Here is a 22,437-nt window from a genome sequence, read left to right on the forward strand (position 1 = left end):
ACGGACGTCACAGGGCGGTGGCCGCCAACCAGTCGTCCAGCAACTCGCGATCGCCGGTGACCTCGACTCGGTGGTCGGTGGGTGGCAGGCGGCGGGCGAACACCAGCATGAGGTCCCGCACCGGCCCGTTCACGGTGACGTCGGCGCCGTTCGCCGAGCGGTCCCAGCTGAATCCGTCCGGCGTGCGGGTGATCCGCCACCCGGCAGGCAGGTCCTGGGGCTGCCAGCGGAGGGTCTGGCCGTCGCCGCGCAGCGCGGCGAGCGAGGCTCTCAGCGACGTCGCGTTCGGCGCTGACAGGATGTCCATGGCTTCGCTGATCACGTCCTCGGCGAGGTCGGCGGCGATCTCGTACGGCTTTCCCGTGGCGAGTGCCGCGTCGGCGTGGTGCACGACCGTTTCGGCCAGCATCCGGCGCAACCAGAACGCGGCGGGACGTTCACCGATAGGTGTCCACAGAGGACTTGAAGCACCGGCCTCCCTTACCGCGTCGATGAGTTCGGCGGCGCCGTCGCACAGCCAATGCGGCCAGCTCGGCGGCTCGCCGGGCTCGGCCACCAGCGGATCGGGAAACGCGGCGGCCGTGCGAGTGCGCACGATGCCCGCTGCCCAGCGATGAGCCTGGCCGATGTGGCCGACCAGCTCCCTGATGGTCCACAGTGGACATGTCGGCACCGCGGTGCCCGGAGGCACGGCTTCGACGACGGCGGCGACCGCGCCGGCCTGTTCGCGCAGGCCCTCGGCGAGACGGTCGAATCCGAGAGTTTCCATGGGCGTTGCTCCCTTCCTGACGTGTCCGTACGGTAGGAATTCCACTGGGGTGGAGGTTCGACGAAAAGTGACCGAGGACACATCGCTGGGTATCGGCGAGCTGGCGCGGCTGACCGGCGTTCCCGTGCGCACGATCCGGTTCTACTGCGACGAGGGCATCGTCGGCTCGGCGCGCAGCGCGGGCGGGCACCGCAGGTTCGACGCCTCGGCCGTCGAACGCCTCGGCCTGGTGCGGCGGCTGCGCGGGCTCGGGCTGGGGCTGCCGTCGATCACGCGGGTGCTCACCGGCCAGCGTTCGCTCGCCGAGGCCGTCGCCGCCGAGCGGGCCACGCTCGACGTCGAGCTGGCGGCGCTCGCCTGGCGTCGTGCCTCGCTGCGTGCCGTCGAGGAAGCCGCACCGGCCGACCGGGCGGCTCGGCTCGACCTGCTCGCCGCGGTCCAGGACGGCGCCGCCGCCCGCGACACGCTCGCGACGTTCTGGCGCCGCTTCTACCTCGGCCCGGTGCCCGCCGACACCGTCGACATGTTCCTGTCCGTGAGCGTGCCGCAGCCTCCGTCGGACCCGACTCCCTCGCAGGTGGTCGCCTACGCCGGGTTGGTCACGCTGGTCGGAGACCCGGCGTTGCGCGGGAAGTTGCGTACCCGCGCGCGGCTCTTCGCGGACCTGATCTCCGATGAGACCGCGCTGCACTCCGCCGTCGGGGAGGCATGCGAACTTGCCCGGCTGCTGGTGCTCGCCGGTCGGCGTCCCGGGCCGGGCCCCGCTCTCGACCGGTTCGTCGCGGCCTACGCGTCGGCCCGGCGAACCCGGGACACGCCCCTGTTCCGGCGCGAGCTGGTGACGCACACCGCCGCCGACCGCGATCCGCGCCTGCGCCGGTACTGGTCGCTCGTCGGTGAGGTGACGGGTGAGCCGGTGACGGTCGGGACAAGCCACCACTGGCTGCTCGACGCGTTGGAGCGTTCGGCCCGCTGAACGAGTGTGGCTCGCGGCCGACCGGGAATAGCAGTGCCGAGCATCGACGTGTTTCTGCCGTGAGGCCGGTGGACGCTCGCCAGCCGAGTTCCGGGATGGTGACGAAGTGGCCAGCAGCTATCTGACCGATGTGCCGGGACGACGGATGGTCGGGGACGGCGGTGTACGGAACCGAGTCGCCGGGCCGCAAGTACCCGAGCAGTGCATCGTGAGGACGGCGAAAGTCCTGGTGTAAAGCGCGTTTTCATCCCACCTGCTCTATGGGTGGGGCATGGGGCGAGGCAACGCCTACCGTGACACGGGACCAGGGAGGTCTCGGTCACCTTCGGGCAGTCACTCCGGGCGGCTTAGGTTCTGAGGTGGATGGTGTTTCGTCGTGGTGTGCGGGTGGCGTCGAGCCAGGCGGGTGGGATGAATTCTGGTAGTCCGTCGGTGGTGATGCGGACTTCCCATGGGGAGTGGTGGATGAGCTTGTGGTGGACGGAACAGAGGAGGACGAGATTGTCCACTTTGGTCTCGCCGTGGTGTGCCCAGTAGGTCACGTGGTGCGGCGTGCAACGGTAGGCGGGGACATTGCATCCCGGGAAGGCGCAGCCGCCGTCGCGACGGGTGAGGGCTCGTCGGATCGCCGGAGTGGCGAGGCGTTGGGCCCGTCCCACATCGAGGGGTTCGCTGTGCGAGCCCAGCACCATCGGAATGATCTTGGCGTCACAGGCCAGCCGTCGTGCTTCGGCGGCGGTGATCTCGCCGAGCAGATCAAGAGTCGCCTGCCCGATCCCGGTCCGTAGTTCCTTGAGCCCGACGGTGACGACAATGTGCGTGGCTTCTCCGGCCTGTGTCGGCAGGTCGGGATGTTCGGCCCACATCCGCACCAGCTCCGAGAACGCACACCCGCGCCGCTCCCACTGGGTTCGGGTATCGCGTCCCTCCTCTTCGGTAGCCGGACGGGGCTTCGCCAGCGGATCCAGCATCGCCTGAAGCCGGGCGGAGGTCTCGTCGTCCACCCGGGCCTTGATCTGGTGCCCGCCATCCCGATGTGGAGCGATGGAGAACTCGGGCTGGAAGGGTTTCGGTTCCCGGGTTTTCGGTTCCCGACCGTCCGGATCAAGCTGACTCAACAAACGCCGCCCGGCGGCACGGATCTCCCGGGGCCCGGCGGCGCGGGCCAGTTCGGCGAGGATCTTTTCCGCCTGCTCCCGCTGATCCACCGGCACCGTCTTTGGAAGCGTGTCCAGCACGCGCAGGATCTCGTCGATCTGGGCGGCGCCGATCGCGCCCTCGGATGCGGCCTGCGCGGTGGCGGGTGCCGTAGGTGGCTGTTCGCCGGTGGTGAGATCGCGGGTGCCGTTCAACGCCAATGCCCGTGGCGCGCGTGCTTTCGCTTCGGCGTAGGGGATGTTCAGCGTCTCCTGCAACAGTCGCACGAGGCTTCCATAGCCGGTGGTATCGCGGATGCCGCGTCGTTCGAGTTCGGCCATGACCTCGCCCTGCACGGCGGCTTCCCGCCGCTGCACGGATTCGGACTCGAGGAGTCGTGTCAGCAGGCAGTCGACATCGACGCGCCACCACTCGGTGGGCGTTGCGGAGGTGTTGCTGTCGACTGCCACAACATCAACGATACGCCGCCTGATCGAACATGTGTGCTATCGATCGGGTGAACCTGTGACACGCAATTTTCCTTGCTGTGTAAGGGTTCTAGCTCATCTTGTATCCGCACGGGGTAAGGTGGGCACGGTGAGTTCTGGGGTGGTGTGCGGGTAGCTACCCGTATGACCGGTGCGTTTCCGGCCAGGGCGCGGCACACGGCTGACGCCCTTGGAGCAGTATCACCGGATTCTCATTCACTTTGCCCGCATCCTTCCACGCCGCCGGTCACGACTAGCTCGCTCCGAATCAAACTCGCGGCTGTAACCGCGTCCCAAGGACTGGACGGCTGAACCCACGACGGGGTGAAGATCAGGACATCGGGCGCCAAACCACCACCCGGTTGCCGATTCACAGGTTCCTTTGAGGTTGTGCCCAGGCTTCTCCCGCACCCGCTCGACATACCTGGAGTAGGCCCGGCAGGCGGGTCGGGGGACGGATTCGGGACGGGTGGTCGGCTTGAGTGGTGTGATCGCGCCAGGGGAACGTGCCGGGGGCGGGGGTGCTCGCGGCCCGGCGGGGCGGACGGCGACGGTCGACGTCGTGATCCCGGTGTACAACGAGGAACGGTCGTTGCCGGGGTGTGTCCGGGTGTTGCACGAGTATCTCAGCGAGCAGTTCCCGTTCGAGTGGACGATCACCGTGGTGGACAACGCCAGCACGGACGCGACCCACCAGGTCGCCACCGCGCTCGCCGGCGAGATCGAGGGCGTGCGGGTGCTGCACCTCGACCGCAAGGGCCGGGGGCTGGCACTGCGGACGGCGTGGGGCTGGAGCGACGCCGACATCGTCGTCTACATGGACGTCGATCTGTCCACCGGGCTCGACGCGTTGCTGCCGCTGGTGGCCCCGCTGACCAACGGGCATTCCGACGTCGCGATCGGCTCGCGGCTGGCGGCCGGGTCGCGGACGGTACGCGGGCCCAAGCGCGAGCTGATCTCACGGTGCTACAACTGGCTGATCCGCATGTCGCACGGGGCGGGGTTCACCGACGCCCAGTGCGGATTCAAGGCCGCGCGCACCGACGTCGTCCGGCCGCTGCTGGAGCACCTCGAGGACGATTCCTGGTTCTTCGACACCGAGCTTCTCCTGCTCGCCGAGCACAACGGCCTGCGGGTGCACGAGGTCCCGGTCGACTGGGTCGAGGACACCGACACCCGCGTCCACGTGGCGAGTACCGCGCTCGACGACGTCCGCGGGCTGATCCGGGTGGCCAGGAACAAGGCGAGTGGCGCGGCGAAGGTGGCCGAGTTGCCGCGACGGCCCGATCCCGCACCGATCCATCCGGACGCCGTACTCGCGCGCCGGGAAACAGGGCTGTTGTGGCAGGTCCTGTCGTTCGCGTTGATCGGGGTGATCTCGACTGCCGCGAACCTCGCGTTGTACGCGTTGTTCCGCACGGTGTGGCCGTTGCTGGTGGCCAATTTCGCGGCGTTGACCATCACGACGTTGTTCAACACCGAGGCGAACCGGCGGCTGACGTTCCTCGGCGCGCGGGGATCCACCGGGCGCGTGCATTGCCAGGGGCTGCTCGTTTTCGCGCTCTATTACGCGTTCACCTCCGGCGCGCTCCTCGCGTTGCACGCGTTCGTCGCACACCCTTCGACCGCGCTGGAACTGTTCGTACTGCTGGTTTCTTCGGCGATCGGCACCGCCGGGCGGTTCGTGCTGCTCCGCGGCTGGGTTTTCAAACACACCGAAAGGAAGGCGTCCGCATGACGACGGCAGCCCGGCCCGCCGAGACCACGAGCGTGCCGCCCGGCGAAACGACGGCCGCACCCACCCGTCCGAGATGGCAGCCGTACGCGCTGGCGGCGATCGTGGTGCTGTCCCTGCTGCTCTACGGCTGGGGAATCGGCTCGGAAGGCTGGGGGAACACGTTCTATTCGGCCGCGGTCAAGTCGATGGGGCAGAGCCTGACGAACTTCCTCTTCGGCGCCTACGACCCGGCAGGCGTGGTCACCGTGGACAAACCGCCGATGGCGTTGTGGCCGCAGGTGTTCTCGACCTGGATCTTCGGGTTCCACGGCTGGTCGCTGTTGCTGCCCCAGGTGATCGAGGGCGGTGCGGCGGTTTTCCTGTTGCACCGCACCGTTCGCCGGTGGGCGGGGGAGAACGTCGCGTTGCTGGCCGCACTGGTCCTCGCGCTCACCCCGATCACGGTCGCGATCAACCGGGACAACAACCCGGACACGCTGCTCGTCCTGCTGTGCGTCGCCGCGGCGTACGCGTTCACGCGGTCCGTGGAACCGGGGATCACCTCCCGCAGCGCGACGAAATGGTTGCTGCAGGCCGCTTTCTGGTGCGGCTGCTGTTTCGTCACCAAGATGCTGGCCGGGTGGATGATCGTGCCGGCGCTCGGGCTCGCGTACCTGTTCGGCCGGAACGCGCCGTGGCAGCGCAAGGCACTCGACCTGCTGATCGCGACCGGCGTCCTGCTCGTCAGCTCGCTGTGGTGGGTCGCGCTGACGGCCTGGTGGCCGGGCGAGAAGCCCTACATCGGTGGCAGCGCCGACGGTTCGGCCTGGGACCTGATCATCGGCTACAACGGGCTCGGCCGGGTCTTCGGCCAGAAGATCGGCCCGAACGGCGGCAGTATGGGCGGTCCGGGTGGTCCGGGCGCCATGGTGGGCGGACCCGGCGGGCCCGGTGGCGGGCCGGGTCCCGAGTTCACCGTGGGAGCCGGTTTCGGCGGGGACGCGGGGATTTCCCGGCTGTTCGGCAGCGAGGTCGGCGGGCAGATCAGCTGGCTGATCCCGGCCGCGCTGCTGGTGCTGATCGCCGTCGCGGTCGCGGGCGTGCTCCGGTGGCGCCGCAAGGAACCCGCGGATCACTTCGGGCGCGCGGGCTGGTGGCTGTGGGGTTCGTGGCTGGTCGTGATCGGCCTCGTGTTCAGCTACCAGGAGGGCATTTTCCACTCCTACTACACGACGCAGCTCGCGCCCGCGATCGCCGCGCTGATCGCCGCCGGCGCCGCGGTGTTCTGGCGCTACTACCGCGCTCCCGCCGGGTATTCGTGGCTGCTGCTCCCCGCCGGGGTCGCGCTGACCGCGGTCTGGGCGTGGGTGGTGATCTCCCGCGACACGTCGTGGCACGGCTGGCTGCGGTACGCCGTCGCGGCCGCCGGGGTGCTGGCGGTGGCCGGGCTGGTCGTCGCCCGGCTGGTCAAGACCGGGGCCGGGGCGCGGGTCGCCGCGGTACTCGGCGTGGTCACGATGCTGGTGACGCCCGGGGCCTGGTCGGTCGCCAAGGCGGCGATGTCCACCGGTGGCGGCCTCGGTGGGGGCACGTTGCCGTCCGCCGGTCCGAACACCGGGATGCCGGGCGGGATCCACATCGCGAGCGGCGGCGGGCCGGGCATGCCGAACGTTCAGGAACTCGAGGAGATCATGACCACGGGCAAGACGCCCGGCGGACGCCGGATCGGCGGGGCCGAGCTTTCCGAGGAGCAGCGCGGAATCCTCGACTACGTCACCGCGCACAGTGGCGACGCGAAGATCAAGCTCGCGGTCGAGGGCGGCTCGATGGGCTCGGCGGGCTACATCATCAACAGTGACGCCACGATCATCGGGATGGGCGGGTTCATGGGCGGTGACGACGCGCCCAGCGTCGACAAGCTGGCCGCGTGGCAGCGCGACGGCGCACTCGGGTTCGTGCTCAGCAGCGCCAAGGAGGACGCGAACAAGCAGGGCCGTCGCGGCGGGCTCGGGATGTCCGAGGCGTCGACCGCGCGTATCGCGTGGGTCCAGCAGCACTGCACGGCGGTGCCGCCGAGCGCGTACGGCGGTTCCGCGCCCGAGCCGCGGACCGGGCAGCGGATGATGCTGCCGGGTGGCGAATCGGACACGCTGTACGACTGCCGGGGCAAGTAGATGTCACTCGAACGGGTGAGTCGCCGGGAAGGACGTCGTGGTTCACGCGGACTTCCCGGCGGCTCGCTCATCCTGAACCGGTGAACGAGACCACCCCGCAGCCCGCCACCGTGCTGGTGGTCGACGACGAGCCGAACATCCTCGAACTGCTTTCCGCCGCGCTGCGGCTGAGCGGGTTCGAGGTGCATTCGGCGGACACCGGCACCGAGGCGATGGCCATCGCCGCCCGCGCCGCCCCGGACATCGTCGTGCTGGACGTGATGCTGCCGGACTACGACGGGTTCACCGTGGCCACGATGCTCCGCGCGGCCGGGAACCAGGTGCCGGTGCTGTTCCTGACCGCGCGCGACGCCGTCGAGGACCGGATCGCCGGCCTGGTCGCGGGCGGGGACGACTACGTCTGCAAACCGTTCAGCCTGGACGAGGTCGTGCTACGGCTGAGGGCGATCCTGCGCCGGACCAAGAGCGCCGAAGGCACCGAGGAGTCCGCCGGGCGGCTGCGGTACGCGGATCTGGAGCTGGACGAGGACGCGCACGAGGTGCACCGCGGCTCGCGGCCGATCCGGTTGTCGCCCACGGAGTTCAACCTGCTGCGGTACCTCATGCTCAACGCCGAGAAGGTGGTCAGCAAGGGACAGATCCTCGATCGGGTGTGGCATTCGGAGTTCGACCGGGACAGCAGGATCGTCGAGTCCTACATCAGCTACCTGCGGCGCAAGATCGACGCGCACGATCCGCCGCTGATCCACACCATCCGCGGCGTCGGCTACACGCTCAGGCTCGCCCCGGGCCGGGCGGACGACCGGCCCGCACCGTGATCCGCCGTCGCCGCTGGACGCTGCGGACGCGCCTGCTGCTGGCGCTGCTCGCGCTGACCGGGATCGGGCTCGCCGCGTTCGGGATGCTGAGCGTGACGCTGCTCGACAGGTCCCAGCTCGACCGGGTCGACAGCCAGCTGGCGGTGATGGCGGAGAACGTCGCCTCGCCGGACCGTCCGCCGCCGCGTCCGCCGGTGGAGCTGAACTCCGCGGAACGGCTGCCGACGGACTTCCGCGTGTTCTTCTTCCAGACCGCGGGCGAACTGACCGACCAGGTCGGGGTGACCAGCAAGATCACCTCCGCGCCGGAACTGCCGCCGATGGACGCGGCGTCGGTCCGGGAACGGGCGGGCACCCCGGTGACCGTGCCGGACCGCGGTGGTACCGGCGAATGGCGGGTGCGCACCGTGGTCCAGGCGCCGACTCCGGCCGAGCCCCGGGGCGGCACCGCCGCCGTCGCGCTGTCGCTGGACACAGTGAACGCCACCACCGCCAAACTCCGCACCATCGAACTGGCCGCGGGATCGGTGCTGCTGGTGATCATCGGCCTGACCGCGACCTGGCTGGTCCGGCTGGGGCTGCGGCCGCTGACCAGGATCGAGCACACCGCGAAGGCCATCGCGGACGGCGAGCTGGACCGCCGGGTCGCCGAGGACGATCGCAACACCGAGGTCGGCAGGCTGGGCGCGGCGTTCAACGTCATGCTCACGCGGATCTCTTCGGCGCTGAAGCAGCGCGAACAGTCCGAAGACCGGCTACGGCGTTTCGTCGGCGACGCCTCGCACGAACTGCGTACGCCCCTGACGTCCATCCGAGGTTTCGCCGAGCTGTATCGCAAAGGGGGCGCCGAGAACGAAGCCGACGTCGAGCGGTTGATGGGCCGCATCGAGAGCGAGGCGATCCGGATGGGCCAGCTCGTCGACGATCTCCTGCTGCTGGCGAGGCTCGACCAGGAACGCTCGCTGGACCTCACCGAGATCGACCTGGCCGTCCTCGCCGAGGACGTCGTGCTCGACGCGCGGGCGAGGGCTCCCGAACGCGAGATCTCCTTGTGCCGCCCGGAAAAGCCGGTGCGGGTGATCGGTGACGAGCACCGTGTCCGGCAGGTCATGACGAACCTGGTCGGCAACGCGCTGGTGCACACCCCGGCCACGGCGGGCATCCACGTGTCGGTCGGCTTCGAGCCGGCGAACCGCCGGTCGCGCAAGCCCACGGCCGAAGCAGGCGGGCAGCCGCCGAGGACGTCGACGCTCGCGGTGTTCGAGGTCCGCGACGAGGGGCAGGGGATCCCGCCCGGCGACGCTTCCCGGGTGTTCGACCGGTTCTACCGGGTGGATCGGGCACGTTCTCGTGGCGGCACCGGGCTCGGCCTCGCGATCACCGCGGCGATCCTCGAGGCACACAACGGCCGGGTCCAGGTGTACACGCGGCAGGGGAAGGGGACGATCTTCCGCGTTTTGCTCGCGCCCACGTGACGGGGTGCGTACGGTCTGGCGAATGCGTCTCCTCTTCTCCTCCGGCGCCGGGCACAGCCACATCGCGCCGATGCTGCCACTGGCCACCGCCGCGCGGGACGCGGGGAACGACGTGGTGTTCGTGACCGGTTCGCGCGCGGTGCGCTATCCGGAGGCGGCGGGACTGCACACGGTCGCGATCGACGGGACGGCCGATGAGGCGTCCGCCCGATACGCCGAGAAATATCCGCTCGAACGCATCAGGACGCTGCCGCGCGACGAGGCGCTGTCGTCCATGATCGCGTACTACCTGGTCGGCGTCGGCGCGGGCAGCAGGCTCGGCGAGATGCTGGCATTCGTGCGTGACTGGGAGCCGGACCTCGTGGTCGGCAATCTCGCCGAACGCGCCTCGGTGCTGGCCGCGGACCTCGCCGGGGTGCCGTATGTCATGCACGCCATCGGCCCGCCCAAGCCGGCCGGGGTCATGGCGGCGGCCTGGGAGGTGGCGCACGAACTCGTGCGGCCGTACGGCGTCGAGCGCCTGCCGTCGCGCGAAGGCGTGCCCTATCTCGACATCTGGCCCGAGGCCCTGTGTCCGCGCGACACCGCGTGGGAATACCCGACGCGCTGGCCGCTGCGTCCGGAGAACGTCGTCCCCGTCGACGCGGAACGTCCCGCCGTGCTGGCCGGAATGCCGTACGAGCGCACGGTTTACGTCACTTCGGGCACGTCACACAACACCCGGCCCGGGGTGCTGGAGGCGATGATCGCCGGGCTGCGCGGCGTCGAGGTCAACGTGATCGTCACCATCGGCCGCGACGGCGACCGCGCCCGGTTCGGGGCGCAGCCGGACCACGTCCGGATCGAGCACTTCGTGCCGCAGGAACAGCTTCTGTCCTTTGTGGACGTCGTGGTGTGCCACGCCGGCGCGGGCACGATTCTCGGCGCGCTCGCGCACGGCGTACCACTGGTGGTCTCGCCACTGGGCACCGATCAGTTCGACATGGCCGATCAGGTCGTCGACGCGGGTGTCGGCCTGCTCGCGGGTTCCGGGGCGCCGTCGGAGGAAGCGGTGCGCGCGGCGGTCCTCGAGATTCTCGGGAATTCGTCGTTCCGGGAACGGGCCGCGGTGATCGCCGGGAAAATCACCGCGATGCCCGCGCCCATGGACATTCTCGACCGGCTGAAGGCGTACGCGGCAAGCGGTTCCTGACGATTTCGGAATGGCGGATTTCCGACTGCTTTCTGGTCACGGCCGGACGAGTGCGCCACCATGGCTGCGACCGGACAACCACGTGATGTGACCGTGGGAGGACGCTGTGAAGCTACGCCGGATTTTCGTCGCCGCCGCCTGCGTATTGGCCGCCGGGCTCGGTGTTCCCCCGCCCGCCGGGGCGGCGCCGCAAGCGGTCCGGACCGTCGTCGGCAACCTGTCGGTGCCGTGGGGGCTGGCGTTCCTGCCCGACGGGACCGCGCTGACCACCGAACGCACCACCGGCCGGGTGCTCTCGATCAAGGGCGGGACGGCGACGGAGGTCGCGAGGATCCCCGGTGTGCGGCCGAACGGGGAAGGCGGGTTGCTGGGTATCGCCGTTTCCCCGGACTACGCCACCGACGGCTGGCTGTACGTCTACTACACGGCGGCGTCGGACAACCGGATCGCCCGCTTCAAACTCGGTGGCGCCGCGCCGCAGCCGATCCTGACCGGGATCGCCAAGAACTCCTTCCACGACGGCGGCGGGCTGGCGTTCGGCCCGGACCGGATGCTCTACGCGACCACCGGGGACGCGGGCGCTCGCGCCAACGCGCAGAACCTGAATTCCTTGAACGGCAAGATCCTGCGGCTGAAGCCCGATGGGACCGCGGCGCCCGGGAATCCGTTCAATTCGCGCGTCTACAGCTATGGGCACCGCAACGTGCAGGGCGTGACCTGGGCTCCGGACGGGCGCATGTACGCCTCGGAGTTCGGCGAGAACACCTGGGACGAACTCAACCGGATCGAAGCCGGGAAGAACTACGGCTGGCCGAACTGCGAGGGCAAGTGCGGTAATCCGTCCTATGTGGACCCGTTGCTGGTCTGGCCGACCAGGCAGGCGTCCCCCAGTGGCATCGCCGTCTACAAAGGATCCGTCTATCTTGCCGCGCTCGCGGGCCAGCGGCTCTGGCGGGCCCAGCTCACCGGAGACGGTGGCGTCGGGCAGCCGCAGTCGCTCTACCAGGGGCAGTACGGCCGGCTGCGCGCCGCGGCCGTGGCGCCGGACGGCACCCTCTGGTTCAGCACCAGCAACCGGGACGGCCGCGGTTCGCCAGGGTCCTCCGACGACCGGATCCTGAGCACCGACGGCAGCTGAGTGCTCAACCGTTCGCGCCGGTCCGTGGTTTCCGGACGATGGTGAGTACGGAACCCACGGACCAGCGCGGCGTCTTCGCGAGGTCGCGTTCGGGATCGATCAGACGACGTCCGGCGAGCCAGACGACGGCGCCGAGCGCGAAACCGTACGCCGCCACCAGGCCGTGCCCGTTTTCCTGGGCGAACCACAGCGCCAGGCCGAGCAGGGGAACGCTGAGCGCCAGCAGCTTCTCCTTGATGACGCGGCTTCGCACCAGGAGCACGGCAGCCAGCGTCGCACCTAGGAAGTAGGTAGCGCCGGAGCTGCCGGCGAAGTTGCGGGGATCGGTGCTGCCTTCGGTCGCGCCGAACAGTGCGTCGACGAGCTCGGGCAGGAAGATGCCCGCGGCGAACAGCGCCAGCATCAGCGGTCCGCCCCAGAACCACTCGGCCAGCGCGCCGATGACGGCGAGGGTGACCAGGTTGTAGACCGCTCCGATCGGGCCGCCATTCTGCATGAACACCGAAGTGAGCACGCGCCACCAGCCCGTTTTCGCCGGGTCGGCGTCGAAGGCGTCCATCGCCCCGCTCCAGCAGAGCTGCGTGACGACCCCGGCGACCGCCACGGCGGTGAGCCCGGCCGCGAACCAGGGGAGGCGCCGCCGGGTGATCGTGTCGGCGCCGACGACCGTCCGGCCGCTGAGGAACACCAGCATCATCAGCGCCGCCGTCGTCAGGTTGAACAGCACCGCGTCCATCGTCGCCCCCGTTTTGAACAGTGTTTGAATCCGGTCACCGTCGACCGTAGCAGGTGTGCCCGGCGGATTCAAACAGTGTTTGAAAGCTGCGCTACGCTGGGGTCGTGAAGCTCACCAAGGACCGGATCATCGACGCGGGTATGGCCACCTTCGCGGAGGTGGGATACCAGGCGCTGTCCATGCGGCAGGTGGCCGAACGGCTCGACGTGCACGCCGGGAGCCTCTACTACCACGTGCGGAACAAGCACGCGCTGCTCCAGTTGATGGCCGACCGCGTGACCCGGCAGGCGTACGACGCCGGGACCGCCGCACTCGCCGCCCTGCCTGAGGACGCGGGCTGGCGGGAGCGGATCGAGGCGCAGGCGAGGACGCTGCGCGAGAGCATCAAACGCCATCCCGGCGGCGCGATCCTGCTCGCCGACAGCCCGAAAGTGCTCAGCGACGGGGCGCTGTCGCTGATGGAACGGCTGTTGCGGACCCTGGCCGACGCCGGGGTGCCCGAGCGGGAGCGGATCATCGGGGCCGACGCGGTGCTCAGCTATGTGACTGGTTTCGTGCTGCAGGAACAGAGTGAGTCCGCCGTCCCGGCGGCCGGTGCCGTTTCCGCCGATCTGGGTGAGCGTTTTCCCTTGACTGTCGAGGGCGCGCCGATGTACGAAGAGGACGAGATGTTCGCCAGAAGCATTCGCCTGCTCTGCGCGGGAATCGGAAATCTTCTCGGCGGAAATGCGGATACCGGCGAATAGGCTGTGGTGGCCATCTCGCCCGGTCGGGGGTATTTTCGCAGTCCGATTGGGTGTTTGCCGCCGATCCGCACAAGAATCTCCCGCATGCGCGCACGGCGGTTTGCTTCGATCTCAGCCAGTGTTGCCGCCGCGGTGTGCGCGGTGGCCATTGTGGTCACTCCTGGTGGCGCGGTCGCCGCGCCGTTGCCGGGCGGGCTCGGCCCGTGTGTCGGCAGTGACTGCCCCAATCCGTTCCCGCCGGTGCACAACGGCGGGATTTCCGGCCACGACAATGGCATCAACGTCTTCGTCGGCGGGGACATGCGGGTGCGCGAGGCGGCCGCGGAGGCCGAGGGCCGCGTCGTGGTCCTCGGTGGTTTCGACATGGCGAAACGGCCCGGTGCCTCCTCCATCTACAACGTCGGCGAGGCCGGAGTGGGATCGCGAGTGCCGCCGCCGGACGGCGCGGACTACCTGACCACCGGCGGCAACGTGAGCATCGCCAATGGTCAGCGGCTGCTTGCCGAGCGCGGCGTAGTCCGGTACGGGGGAACGCTCACCGGCACCGTCGTCGGCACGCCGAAGGCCGATCCTGACGCTGCCAAGCCGTACGCGAATCTACGTACCGAACTGCGCCTGGCCAGTCAGTGTTACGCGCGCCAGGACACCCGCCCGAGGCCCGCCACGGGCACCGCGGTCAACCAGGGTTATCAGACGTTGTTCACCGGCGACGGGAAATCCACGCTGCAGGTGTTCAACGTGGACTTCGACATCACCGGGCGCGGCGGGGGAATGCAGGGCATCGCGTTCGAGGGCATTCCCGACGGCGCCACCGTGCTGGTCAACATGACCGGCGGCGCCCGCACGATCAACACCTACAGCGGTGACCTCGGCGACCAGGACCCGATCAACAAGCTGCGGCAGCGGCTGCTGTGGAACTTCCCGGACGCCACCAGCGTGCGAATCGCCGGCGGCGCGCAGTTCCAGGGCAGTGTGCTGATCGGCAATCCGGGCAGCCTCGCCACGATCACGCCGTCCGGTATGAACGGCCGCTTCTTCACCACCGGATCGCTCCTGCACACCTCGGAGCCCAATGGCGGCGGTGGTCAGGAATTCCACAACTACCCGTTCACCGGCGACCTGCCCGACTGTGCCACCGCGCCGACCACGACCCCGACGACTCCCACCACGCCGACGACGAGCACGACTTCGACCACTTCGACGACATCGACCAGCCCGACGACGAGCACCACGTCGACGAGCCCGACCACCAGCACCACGTCGACCACCTCGACGACGAGCACGACCTCGACCAGTCCGACGACGAGCACGACCTCGACCAGTCCGACGACTTCGACGACGAGCACGACTTCGACCACGTCGACCACCTCGACGACGAGCACCAGCCCGACAACCTCGACGACGTCGAGCACGACTCCGACGTCGAGCACCAGCACGTCGAGCACCACGCCGACGACGTCGACCGGTCCGACGACGAGCACGACCTCGACCAGCGGCACCACGACGTCCGGCACGAGCAGTACGTCCAGCACCACGCCCGCCCCCGGGGTGACCACCGGCACCACCCCGGACCAGGGCGTGGGGCCGGGAACCGGGCCCGGCGGTGGCCCGTCCGGTGACCAGCCGCTGGCGTCGACCGGCACCGACATCCGCGGCACGCTGGTCGCCGGGGTCTTCCTGCTGACCCTCGGTGGCGCCCTGGTGGCGGTGACGATCCGGCGCAGGCGTCGCGAATCCTGACCGGGGATTCCGAGCGGGCCCCTTCCGGCGAAATGCCGGGAGGGGCCCGTTTTCTGTGTGTTCCGTCGCGCGATGAGGTCAGTTTTCCCGTCCTGGCAAGGGAAACGGACTGTTTGACTCGGTGGTGAACAGGGAGAGGAGTCTCGATGCGCGAGTACTGGCCGCAGATCCGGTTGTGGCTTCTGGGCCTTGGTTGTCTCGCCCTGCTCGTCCTCGGCATCCTGTCGCTGACGTCGTCGGACGACGGCGTGACCTGCGGTGGCAAGACGATGCATGTGGGAGACCGGTGCGCCTCCTCGGGCGTCACACGGAGCAGGGACGAGCAGGCGTCGGAGAACACCGGCCGCAACTGGATCTTCGTCGCGGTCGGCGGCCTGGGTACCCTCGGTTTCGCGGCCTACGGCGTCTTGGCGCTCAGGCGCCGGGTCTGACCGCTCAACGCGCCTTCGACGAGTTCCAGCCAACGCTCCCGATCGGACTTCGCGGTCTCGACGCCTGGTGAGCTGTTCAGGAGCAGGATCACGTCGTCGACCGTGAGGTCGGGCCGGACGGCTCGCGCCTGATGCGCCATGGCGATCATGCGCTCGACGGACTCCTTCGCCTGCTCTCGCATCGCCTGGAACGGATCCGGCGCCACTTCGGAAAGCGCGGCGCGGAGGAGCCGTTCGTGCCCCATTTCGACGACCACCCGCCGGATCAGGGCCAGGATTTCGTCGAGGGCAGTGCTGTGGCCGTCGGCGATCCTGAGCACAGCGGCGTCGAGCGTCGCGGCGATCGCGGCGCCGAGGCCCTCCGCGATGGTCTGGATCAGGTCCTGTTTGGTCGGGAAATGGCGATAGAGCGTGCCGACCGCGACGCCCGCCTTCGCCGCGATGTCGTCCATCCCCGCCTCCGGACCGTGCGCCACGAAGACGGTCCGTGCGGCTTCGAGGATCGCCTCCCGGTTGCGCGCCGCGTCCGCCCGTAAGCCCGTTCGCCTGGTCATGTCACCCCTTGCCGAGAAGATGAACTACTGGTTCACTATAAAACATGAACGAGCGGTTCATGTTAGGGGGTGAACATGGGTGACTGGACCGAGGCGGACATTCCGGATCAGCGGGGCCGCGTCGCGGTGATCACCGGTGCCAACACCGGGATCGGCTTCGAAACAGCCAGTGCGCTGGCGCGGCGAGGCGCGCGAGTCGTGCTCGCCTGTCGTGATGGGGACAAGGCGAAGGACGCCGCCGGGCGGATCGGCCTGGACGTGGACGTGGTGCGACTGGATCTGGCGGCGCTGGCGTCCGTGCGAGCGGCGGCCGAAGAGCTGACGGCGCGCTACGAGCGGATCGACCTGCTGATCAACAACGCCGGGGTGACCGGTCTGACCGGACGTACCGAGGACGGCTTCGAGATCCAGTTCGGGGTCAACCACCTCGGCCACTTCGCGCTGACGGGCCTGCTCCTCCATCGGATGGTGCCGGTGCCGGGCTCACGGGTGGTCACGGTCAGCAGCATCGGGCACCGCTTCGGCCGGCTGGATCCGGACGATCTGCGTTCCGCCGGCACCTATGCCGGGTCGAAGCTGGCCAATCTGCTGTTCACCCACGAACTGAACCGGAGGCTGCGCGACGTGAACACCGTCGCGCTGGCCGCTCACCCCGGCGGCGCGAGTACCGAGATCTTCCGCTACTCCTCGCCGTGGTTCCGCGTGCCGAACCTCCTGATCGCTCGCGTTTTCGGGCGCACACCGGCGATGGGCGCGCTGCCCACACTCCGGGCGGCCACGGATCCCGGTGCCGAGGGTGGCGAGTACTACGGCCCCGGTGGGCTGTTCGAGATCCGTGGCTACCCGGAGCGGGTGGACGCCGGCGCCCGTGCCCACGACGTCGTGGTGCAGCAACGTCTGTGGGAAGTTTCCAGTGAACTCACCGGAGTCGGCTATCCGGTGTGACGCCGAGGATTTCCCTTGTGTGGCAAGGAGTCAACGGGCCAGCCGGTCGGCCAGCCAGGCGAGCGAGAGCGGGTAGCGGTATTCGATGGCCGCGTGCCCGGCGTCGAAGAGTTCGAAGTGGACACGGTCGTCCGGCAGGCCGATCTTCGCGATCTCGGCGCGGAACGCCTCGGCGCCGAGATCGAGGTAGTACTCGTCACGGGTGCCCGCGTCGATCCACACCGCCCGCAGCGACCGGATGGCCTCCGCGTACCGCGGCGCCATCCGCACCGGATCCCAGTCGAGCCAGCGCTGCCACTGCTCGGGACGCGGCGCGCCGGTCAGCGGGTCGAACGGCAGCTCGGGCGTGCCGTCTTCGCGCGCGGAGAAGCAGGCCGCGACGCCGAGCAGTGACAGCAGCAAGGGATCTTCGGGCTTCGTGAACGCGGTGCGCGACTCGAAGTCGGCCCACCAGCGGGTGATGTCCTGGCCGTAGTCGCGCAGGGCTCGCGCGGCTTTGCCGAAGTCGGCGAGGTAGGACAGTTCGTAGAGGGTGTCCCCGGCGTGCGTGGCCAGCGCGCCGAAGACGTCCGGGCGCAGCATCGGGGTGATCATCGCGCCGAAGCCGCCGGAGGACTTGCCGGTGATCGCCCGGGATTCCCGGTCCGGGATCGTGCGGTAGTGCTCGTCCACCCACGGCACGACCTCGTCGCAGAGGTAGGAGTGATACCGCCCGGTGCCTGGCGAGTCGACGAACTGCGAACCGCCGTACCTGGTCCACGTGTCGACGTAGACCACGACGCATCCGGGTGCGGTGCCGCCGGCGAAAACGGCGTCGGCGGTCTCGGGAAACGGCTGACGGAACGGCGTGCGGTTGGCCCACATCGCCAGGTGCCCGGTGTACCCCTGGATGACATACACCGTGGGATATCGGACATCCGGGCTTTCGTCGTAGCCGGGCGGGACGTAGACCCACAACGGCCGCCGGTGCGGATCGCCGAGCGGGTTGTCCCGCAGCAGCGCGGAGTCGAGGATGTGCCGGTCGAGCCGGCCGGCGAGTTCGGCTTCCCAGGGCAACATGGGGCCAGTCAAGCACGGACTACTGGGCGTCCGCAGCCGACTTCCTTCGCGGATTTCCCGCTGGGGAACGCGAAAACGCCGTCTCGGCGGGTGGCGGTGGTCGCGCGCCCACCGCCACCGGCGAGGAGCGAGGGGTCAGCCGAGGGTGCGGGTCACATCCTGTGCCGCGTTCTGATCCGGCGATCCCGCCTTCGTCGCGTCGAGCGACACGGCTACGACCGCCGAATCCCCGGCCTTGTAGTCCGCGGCCTCGTTTTCGTTGTCCACACTGAGAACGGCGGTGTGGCTGGCGCCGTCACACGTGGCGGCGGTGTCATTGCTCACGCCGAACGCCGACGCGGTGGTGTCGTTGACGTAGCCGACGAGCGTGCCGGCGTACCCCGCGTCGCAGGTGTAGGTGACGTCCACGTTGACGGTGTCGTTGGCAGCCACGACGGCGCCGGTGATACTCAGCGTCGCCGCATTGGGGGCCGCTGTGGCGGCGGGAGCCAGCACAACGAGAGCGGACGCTGCGGCGGCGATGGTTCCGGCCCAGGCTCGGGCGGTTTTCATGGTGATCACTCCTTGTCCCGTTCGCACGGACTCGCGGACAGGCGTGGCTCGGCACACGATGGCGGGGCCACGTCGGTGGCGTGGTGATGGCGGCGCGATACCGTCCGGCGTCGCGATCGCCGGACGTACTGGTCGCGGCCCGTTCCGGGCGGAGAGCCGCCGGCGGATGGCCTTCGTCCCGGGGCCGCACCAGTCTCCCGGCTAGAGGCTCCATCGCTGTCAAGAGGCCGCCAGACAAGGATCCAGCCCCGAGGGCCTGTCGGACACCGCCGTTGTGGCACAAGGGGTTCCGCTGCGTGGCCTATCCCTGGGCAGGGCTTGCGAAGAGCGCCCGCGGGTCCAATCAGGTCCGAACGGGCCCGCGCGACGTACGATCTCGCAGGTGAGCAGCAGACCCGCCGCGGAGCAGCGCCTGAACGACCTCGCCCGGCTGCGCCGCGTCCGTGACCGGATCGACCGGGAGTACGCGCAGCCGCTGGACGTCGAGGCGCTGGCCCGCGACGCGCACATGTCGGCAGGGCACCTCAGTCGCGAGTTCCGCCGTGCCTACGGAGAGTCACCATATTCCTACCTGATGACACGGCGCATCGAGCGCGCGATGGCGCTGCTGCGCCGGGGCGATCTCAGCGTCACCGAGGTCTGCTTCGCGGTGGGCTGCTCGTCGCTGGGCACCTTCAGCACGCGCTTCACCGAGCTGGTCGGGATGCCGCCGAGCGCGTATCGGCGCGAGGCGACGGGCGCGACGGAGGGGATGCCGCCGTGCGTCGCGAAGCAGGTGACCAGACCGATCAGGAATCGAGAAGCGCCGTCCTCGGGCCGCACGTAGCGTGACCGCCATGGACATCACCATTCACGCGAGTTTCCTTCCGCACAACGACTCGGACGCCTCGCTGGCGTTCTATCGCGACACCCTCGGTTTCGAGGTCCGCAAGGACGTCGAGTACGGCGGGATGCACTGGATCACGGTCGGTCCCGCCGGCCAGCCCGACACGTCCATCGTCCTGTACCCGCCGGCCGCCACCCCCGGGCTCACCGACGACGAGCGCCGTGTCGTCACGGAGATGATGGCCAAGGGCACCTACGCCAGCGTCAACCTGGCCACCAAGGACCTCGACGGCCTCTTCGAGCGGCTGCAGTCCGGCGACGCGGAGGTCGTCCAGGAGCCGACCGACCAGCCGTACGGGATTCGCGACTGCGCCTTCCGCGACCCGTCGGGCAACCTGCTCCGCATCCAGGAACTGAGCTGAGCCTCGTCCGGCGTCAGCCGTACGGGTGACGCCGGACCACGGTGACACCGCCGGCCAAGAAGACGAACGAGCCCTTGCCGCGACCGCCCCGATCGACAGAGAGAGACACCACGAGCATGGCCACGAGGAAGAACACCCCAGCGACGGCGCGAAGCGGTCGCGCATCAGCGCCGTCGCCCGCGCCGCACGCTGCCGACAGCCACGACCTGATCCGGGTGCACGGCGCGCGCGTGAACAACCTCAAGGACGTCAGCATCGAACTGCCGAAGCGCAGGCTGACGGTGTTCACCGGTGTCTCCGGCTCCGGCAAGAGCTCGCTGGTGTTCAGCACGATCGCGGCGGAGTCGCAGCGGCTGATCAACGAAACCTACAGCGCCTTCGTCCAGGGTTTCATGCCGACGCTGGCCCGTCCCGAGGTCGACGTCCTCGACGGGCTGACGACCGCGATCATCGTCGACCAGCAGCGGATGGGTGCCGACCCGCGCTCCACGGTCGGCACCGCCACCGACGCCAACGCGATGCTGCGGATCCTGTTCAGCAGGCTCGGCAAGCCGCACATCGGCTCGCCGCAGGCGTTTTCCTTCAACGTCGCTTCGATCAGCGGCGCGGGCGCGGTCACCGTGAAGCGCGCCGGGCAGACGATCAAGGAGCGGCGCAGCTTCAGCATCACCGGTGGCATGTGCCCGCGCTGTGAGGGCCGGGGCTCGGTCAACGACATCGACCTGTCGGCGCTGTACGACGACAGCAAGTCGCTCAACGAGGGCGCGGTCACGATCCCCGGCTACAGCATGGAGGGCTGGCACGGCCGCATCTTCCGTGGCTGCGGTTTCTTCGACCCGGACAAGCCGATCAGGAAGTTCACCAAGAAGCAGCTGAACGACCTGCTCTACAAGGAACCGACCAAGGTCAAGATCGAAGGCATCAACCTGACGTACGCGGGCCTGGTCCCGACGATCCAGAGGTCGATGCTGTCCAAGGACATCGACTCCCTGCAGCCACACATCCGCGCCTTCGTGGAACGGGCGGCCACCTTCACGACCTGCCCGGACTGCGACGGTACCCGGCTGTCCGAGGAGGCCCGTTCGTCGAAGATCGACGGGATCAACATCGCCGACGCCTGCGCGATGCAGATCAGCGACCTCGCCGAGTGGGTCGGGAAGCTGGACGAACCATCCGTCGCGCCGCTGCTGGGATCCTTGCGGCACACCCTCGACTCGTTCGTCGAGATCGGGCTCGGCTACCTCAGCCTCGACCGCCCGTCGGGCACGCTTTCGGGCGGCGAGGCACAGCGCACCAAGATGATCCGCCACCTCGGGTCGTCGCTCACCGACGTCACGTACGTCTTCGACGAGCCGACGATCGGACTGCACCCGCACGACATCCAGCGCATGAACAACCTGCTGCTCCAGTTGCGCGACAAGGGCAACACGGTGCTGGTGGTCGAGCACAAGCCGGAGGCGATCGCGATCGCCGACCACGTCGTCGACCTCGGCCCGCGGGCCGGCACCGAAGGCGGCGAAGTGGTGTTCGAGGGCTCTGTCGAGGGGTTGCGGAGCAGCGACACGCTCACCGGGCGGCATCTGGACGACCGGGCCTCCCTGAAGCCGTCGGTGCGGACGCCGTCGGGGACGTTGGAGGTGCGCGGCGCCGACACCCACAACCTGCAGGACGTCGACGTCGACATCCCGCTCGGTGTGCTGGTCGTCGTGACCGGCGTGGCGGGCTCGGGCAAGAGCTCCCTGATCCACGGCTCGGTTTCGGGCCGCGACGGGGTGGTGTCGGTCGACCAGGCGGCGATCAAGGGCTCGCGGCGCAGCAACCCGGCGACGTACACCGGGCTGCTCGACCCGATCCGCAAGGCGTTCGCGAAGACCAACGGCGTGAAGCCCGCGCTGTTCAGCGCCAACTCCGAGGGCGCCTGCCCGGCCTGCAACGGCGCCGGCGTCATCTACACCGACCTGGGGATGATGGCGGGCGTCGCCACCACCTGCGAAGAATGCGAAGGGCGCCGTTTCCAAGCCGAGGTGCTCGAGTACAAGTTCGGCGGCCGCGACATCAGCGAGGTGCTGTCGATGTCGGTGGCCCAGGCCGAGGAGTTCTTCGCCGAAGGCGAGGCGAAGACGCCGGCGGCCCACAAGATCCTGACCCACCTTTCCGACGTCGGGCTCGGCTACCTCCGCCTCGGCCAGCCGCTCACCACGCTGTCCGGCGGCGAGCGGCAGCGGCTCAAGCTGGCCACCCACATGGCGGAAAAGGGCGGCGTCTACGTGCTCGACGAACCGACCACCGGTCTCCACCTCGCCGATGTCGAGCAACTGCTCGGCCTGCTCGACCGGCTCGTCGACGCCGGGAAGTCGGTCATCGTCATCGAGCACCACCAGGCGGTCATGGCGCACGCCGACTGGATCATCGATCTCGGCCCCGGCGCCGGCCACGACGGTGGCCGGATCGTCTTCGAGGGCACCCCGGCCGATCTCGTCGCCGGCCGCTCCACCCTCACCGGCGAGCACCTCGCGGGCTACGTCGGCGCCTGAGCCGAAACG

The 22,437-nt window shown here is 69.2% G+C and carries 20 protein-coding genes; 14 read left to right on the forward strand and 6 right to left on the reverse strand.

From position 1 onward, the window contains the following. Positions 1 to 7: 7 nt before the first annotated feature. A complete protein-coding gene (locus tag ACFWY9_RS05385; protein WP_378338228.1) occupies positions 8 to 769 on the reverse strand; it encodes a maleylpyruvate isomerase family mycothiol-dependent enzyme in 762 nt (253 codons plus the stop codon). A gap of 67 nt (positions 770 to 836) precedes the next feature. Between ACFWY9_RS05385 and ACFWY9_RS05390 the strand changes: the two genes are divergently transcribed. Further along, positions 837 to 1,745: a MerR family transcriptional regulator gene (locus tag ACFWY9_RS05390; protein ID WP_378325111.1), complete on the forward strand. Its 909-nt coding sequence runs from the start codon at positions 837 to 839 to the stop codon at positions 1,743 to 1,745. A gap of 347 nt (positions 1,746 to 2,092) precedes the next feature. Here ACFWY9_RS05390 and ACFWY9_RS05395 read toward each other — a convergent pair whose 3' ends face one another. Next, entirely contained in the window at positions 2,093 to 3,352 is a 1,260-nt protein-coding gene (locus tag ACFWY9_RS05395; RefSeq protein ID WP_378338229.1) for a DUF222 domain-containing protein, read from the reverse strand. Positions 3,353 to 3,857: 505 nt separating this feature from the next. Here ACFWY9_RS05395 and ACFWY9_RS05400 point away from each other — a divergent pair. From ACFWY9_RS05400 to ACFWY9_RS05425, 6 genes are all read left to right on the forward strand, one after another. Further along, entirely contained in the window at positions 3,858 to 5,108 is a 1,251-nt protein-coding gene (locus ACFWY9_RS05400; RefSeq protein WP_378338251.1) for a glycosyltransferase, read from the forward strand. Beyond that, positions 5,105 to 7,261: an ArnT family glycosyltransferase gene (locus ACFWY9_RS05405; protein WP_378338230.1), complete on the forward strand. Its 2,157-nt coding sequence runs from the start codon at positions 5,105 to 5,107 to the stop codon at positions 7,259 to 7,261. The genes ACFWY9_RS05400 and ACFWY9_RS05405 overlap by 4 nt, the downstream gene beginning before the upstream one ends. A gap of 80 nt (positions 7,262 to 7,341) precedes the next feature. Beyond that, positions 7,342 to 8,079, forward strand: a complete 738-nt coding sequence (locus ACFWY9_RS05410; protein ID WP_378338231.1) for a response regulator transcription factor — start codon at positions 7,342 to 7,344, stop codon at positions 8,077 to 8,079. Beyond that, positions 8,076 to 9,554: a sensor histidine kinase gene (locus ACFWY9_RS05415; RefSeq protein ID WP_378325116.1), complete on the forward strand. Its 1,479-nt coding sequence runs from the start codon at positions 8,076 to 8,078 to the stop codon at positions 9,552 to 9,554. Before ACFWY9_RS05410 ends, ACFWY9_RS05415 begins: the two co-directional genes overlap by 4 nt. A 22-nt stretch (positions 9,555 to 9,576) precedes the next feature. After that, positions 9,577 to 10,746, forward strand: coding sequence for a glycosyltransferase (locus ACFWY9_RS05420; protein ID WP_378338232.1), 1,170 nt, complete (start codon positions 9,577 to 9,579; stop codon positions 10,744 to 10,746). A 106-nt stretch (positions 10,747 to 10,852) separates the two neighbouring features. After that, positions 10,853 to 11,884 (forward strand): PQQ-dependent sugar dehydrogenase, encoded by a 1,032-nt coding sequence (locus ACFWY9_RS05425; RefSeq protein WP_378338233.1) that lies wholly within the window; start codon positions 10,853 to 10,855, stop codon positions 11,882 to 11,884. Between the two features lie 4 nt (positions 11,885 to 11,888). On the opposite strand, the gene ACFWY9_RS05430 is transcribed toward ACFWY9_RS05425, so the two are convergent. Beyond that, positions 11,889 to 12,620, reverse strand: coding sequence for a hypothetical protein (locus tag ACFWY9_RS05430; RefSeq protein ID WP_378325120.1), 732 nt, complete (start codon positions 12,618 to 12,620; stop codon positions 11,889 to 11,891). Between the two features lie 104 nt (positions 12,621 to 12,724). On the opposite strand from ACFWY9_RS05430, the gene ACFWY9_RS05435 reads away from it, so the two are divergent. The 3 genes from ACFWY9_RS05435 to ACFWY9_RS05445 all read left to right on the forward strand — a co-directional run bounded on the left by ACFWY9_RS05435 (position 12,725) and on the right by ACFWY9_RS05445 (position 15,537). Beyond that, positions 12,725 to 13,366, forward strand: a complete 642-nt coding sequence (locus tag ACFWY9_RS05435; RefSeq protein ID WP_378325121.1) for a TetR/AcrR family transcriptional regulator — start codon at positions 12,725 to 12,727, stop codon at positions 13,364 to 13,366. A 141-nt stretch (positions 13,367 to 13,507) separates the two neighbouring features. After that, positions 13,508 to 15,106 carry a choice-of-anchor A family protein gene (locus tag ACFWY9_RS05440; RefSeq protein ID WP_378338234.1) on the forward strand — a complete coding sequence of 533 codons (1,599 nt, stop codon included), beginning with the start codon at positions 13,508 to 13,510 and terminating at the stop codon, positions 15,104 to 15,106. Positions 15,107 to 15,252: 146 nt separating this feature from the next. Beyond that, a complete protein-coding gene (locus ACFWY9_RS05445) occupies positions 15,253 to 15,537 on the forward strand; it encodes a hypothetical protein (RefSeq protein ID WP_378325124.1) in 285 nt (94 codons plus the stop codon). Here the strand turns inward: ACFWY9_RS05445 and ACFWY9_RS05450 are convergent. Next, complete coding sequence (locus ACFWY9_RS05450) at positions 15,504 to 16,091, reverse strand: TetR/AcrR family transcriptional regulator (RefSeq protein ID WP_378338235.1); 588 nt, start codon at positions 16,089 to 16,091, stop codon at positions 15,504 to 15,506. The genes ACFWY9_RS05445 and ACFWY9_RS05450 overlap by 34 nt on opposite strands. 75 nt (positions 16,092 to 16,166) lie before the next feature. Between ACFWY9_RS05450 and ACFWY9_RS05455 the strand changes: the two genes are divergently transcribed. After that, a complete protein-coding gene (locus ACFWY9_RS05455; protein ID WP_378338236.1) occupies positions 16,167 to 17,036 on the forward strand; it encodes an oxidoreductase in 870 nt (289 codons plus the stop codon). A gap of 30 nt (positions 17,037 to 17,066) precedes the next feature. Here the strand turns inward: ACFWY9_RS05455 and ACFWY9_RS05460 are convergent, their stop codons facing one another. Together ACFWY9_RS05460 and ACFWY9_RS05465 are read right to left on the reverse strand one after the other, a co-directional pair. Then, positions 17,067 to 18,095, reverse strand: coding sequence for an alpha/beta hydrolase-fold protein (locus ACFWY9_RS05460; protein WP_378338237.1), 1,029 nt, complete (start codon positions 18,093 to 18,095; stop codon positions 17,067 to 17,069). 135 nt (positions 18,096 to 18,230) lie between these two features. Continuing rightward, positions 18,231 to 18,647, reverse strand: coding sequence for a hypothetical protein (locus ACFWY9_RS05465; RefSeq protein ID WP_378338238.1), 417 nt, complete (start codon positions 18,645 to 18,647; stop codon positions 18,231 to 18,233). A 382-nt stretch (positions 18,648 to 19,029) separates the two neighbouring features. On the opposite strand from ACFWY9_RS05465, the gene ACFWY9_RS05470 reads away from it, so the two are divergent. The 3 genes from ACFWY9_RS05470 (at position 19,030) to ACFWY9_RS05480 (ending at position 22,428) form a co-directional block, all read left to right on the forward strand. Further along, positions 19,030 to 19,473 carry a helix-turn-helix transcriptional regulator gene (locus tag ACFWY9_RS05470; RefSeq protein ID WP_378325129.1) on the forward strand — a complete coding sequence of 148 codons (444 nt, stop codon included), beginning with the start codon at positions 19,030 to 19,032 and terminating at the stop codon, positions 19,471 to 19,473. Between the two features lie 10 nt (positions 19,474 to 19,483). Beyond that, positions 19,484 to 19,894 carry a VOC family protein gene (locus ACFWY9_RS05475; protein WP_378325130.1) on the forward strand — a complete coding sequence of 137 codons (411 nt, stop codon included), beginning with the start codon at positions 19,484 to 19,486 and terminating at the stop codon, positions 19,892 to 19,894. Positions 19,895 to 20,010: 116 nt separating this feature from the next. Then, a complete protein-coding gene (locus ACFWY9_RS05480; RefSeq protein WP_378325131.1) occupies positions 20,011 to 22,428 on the forward strand; it encodes an ATP-binding cassette domain-containing protein in 2,418 nt (805 codons plus the stop codon). Positions 22,429 to 22,437: the final 9 nt, after the last annotated feature.

Source organism: Amycolatopsis sp. NPDC059027 (assembly GCF_042739735.1).
GTDB lineage: Bacteria > Actinomycetota > Actinomycetes > Mycobacteriales > Pseudonocardiaceae > Amycolatopsis.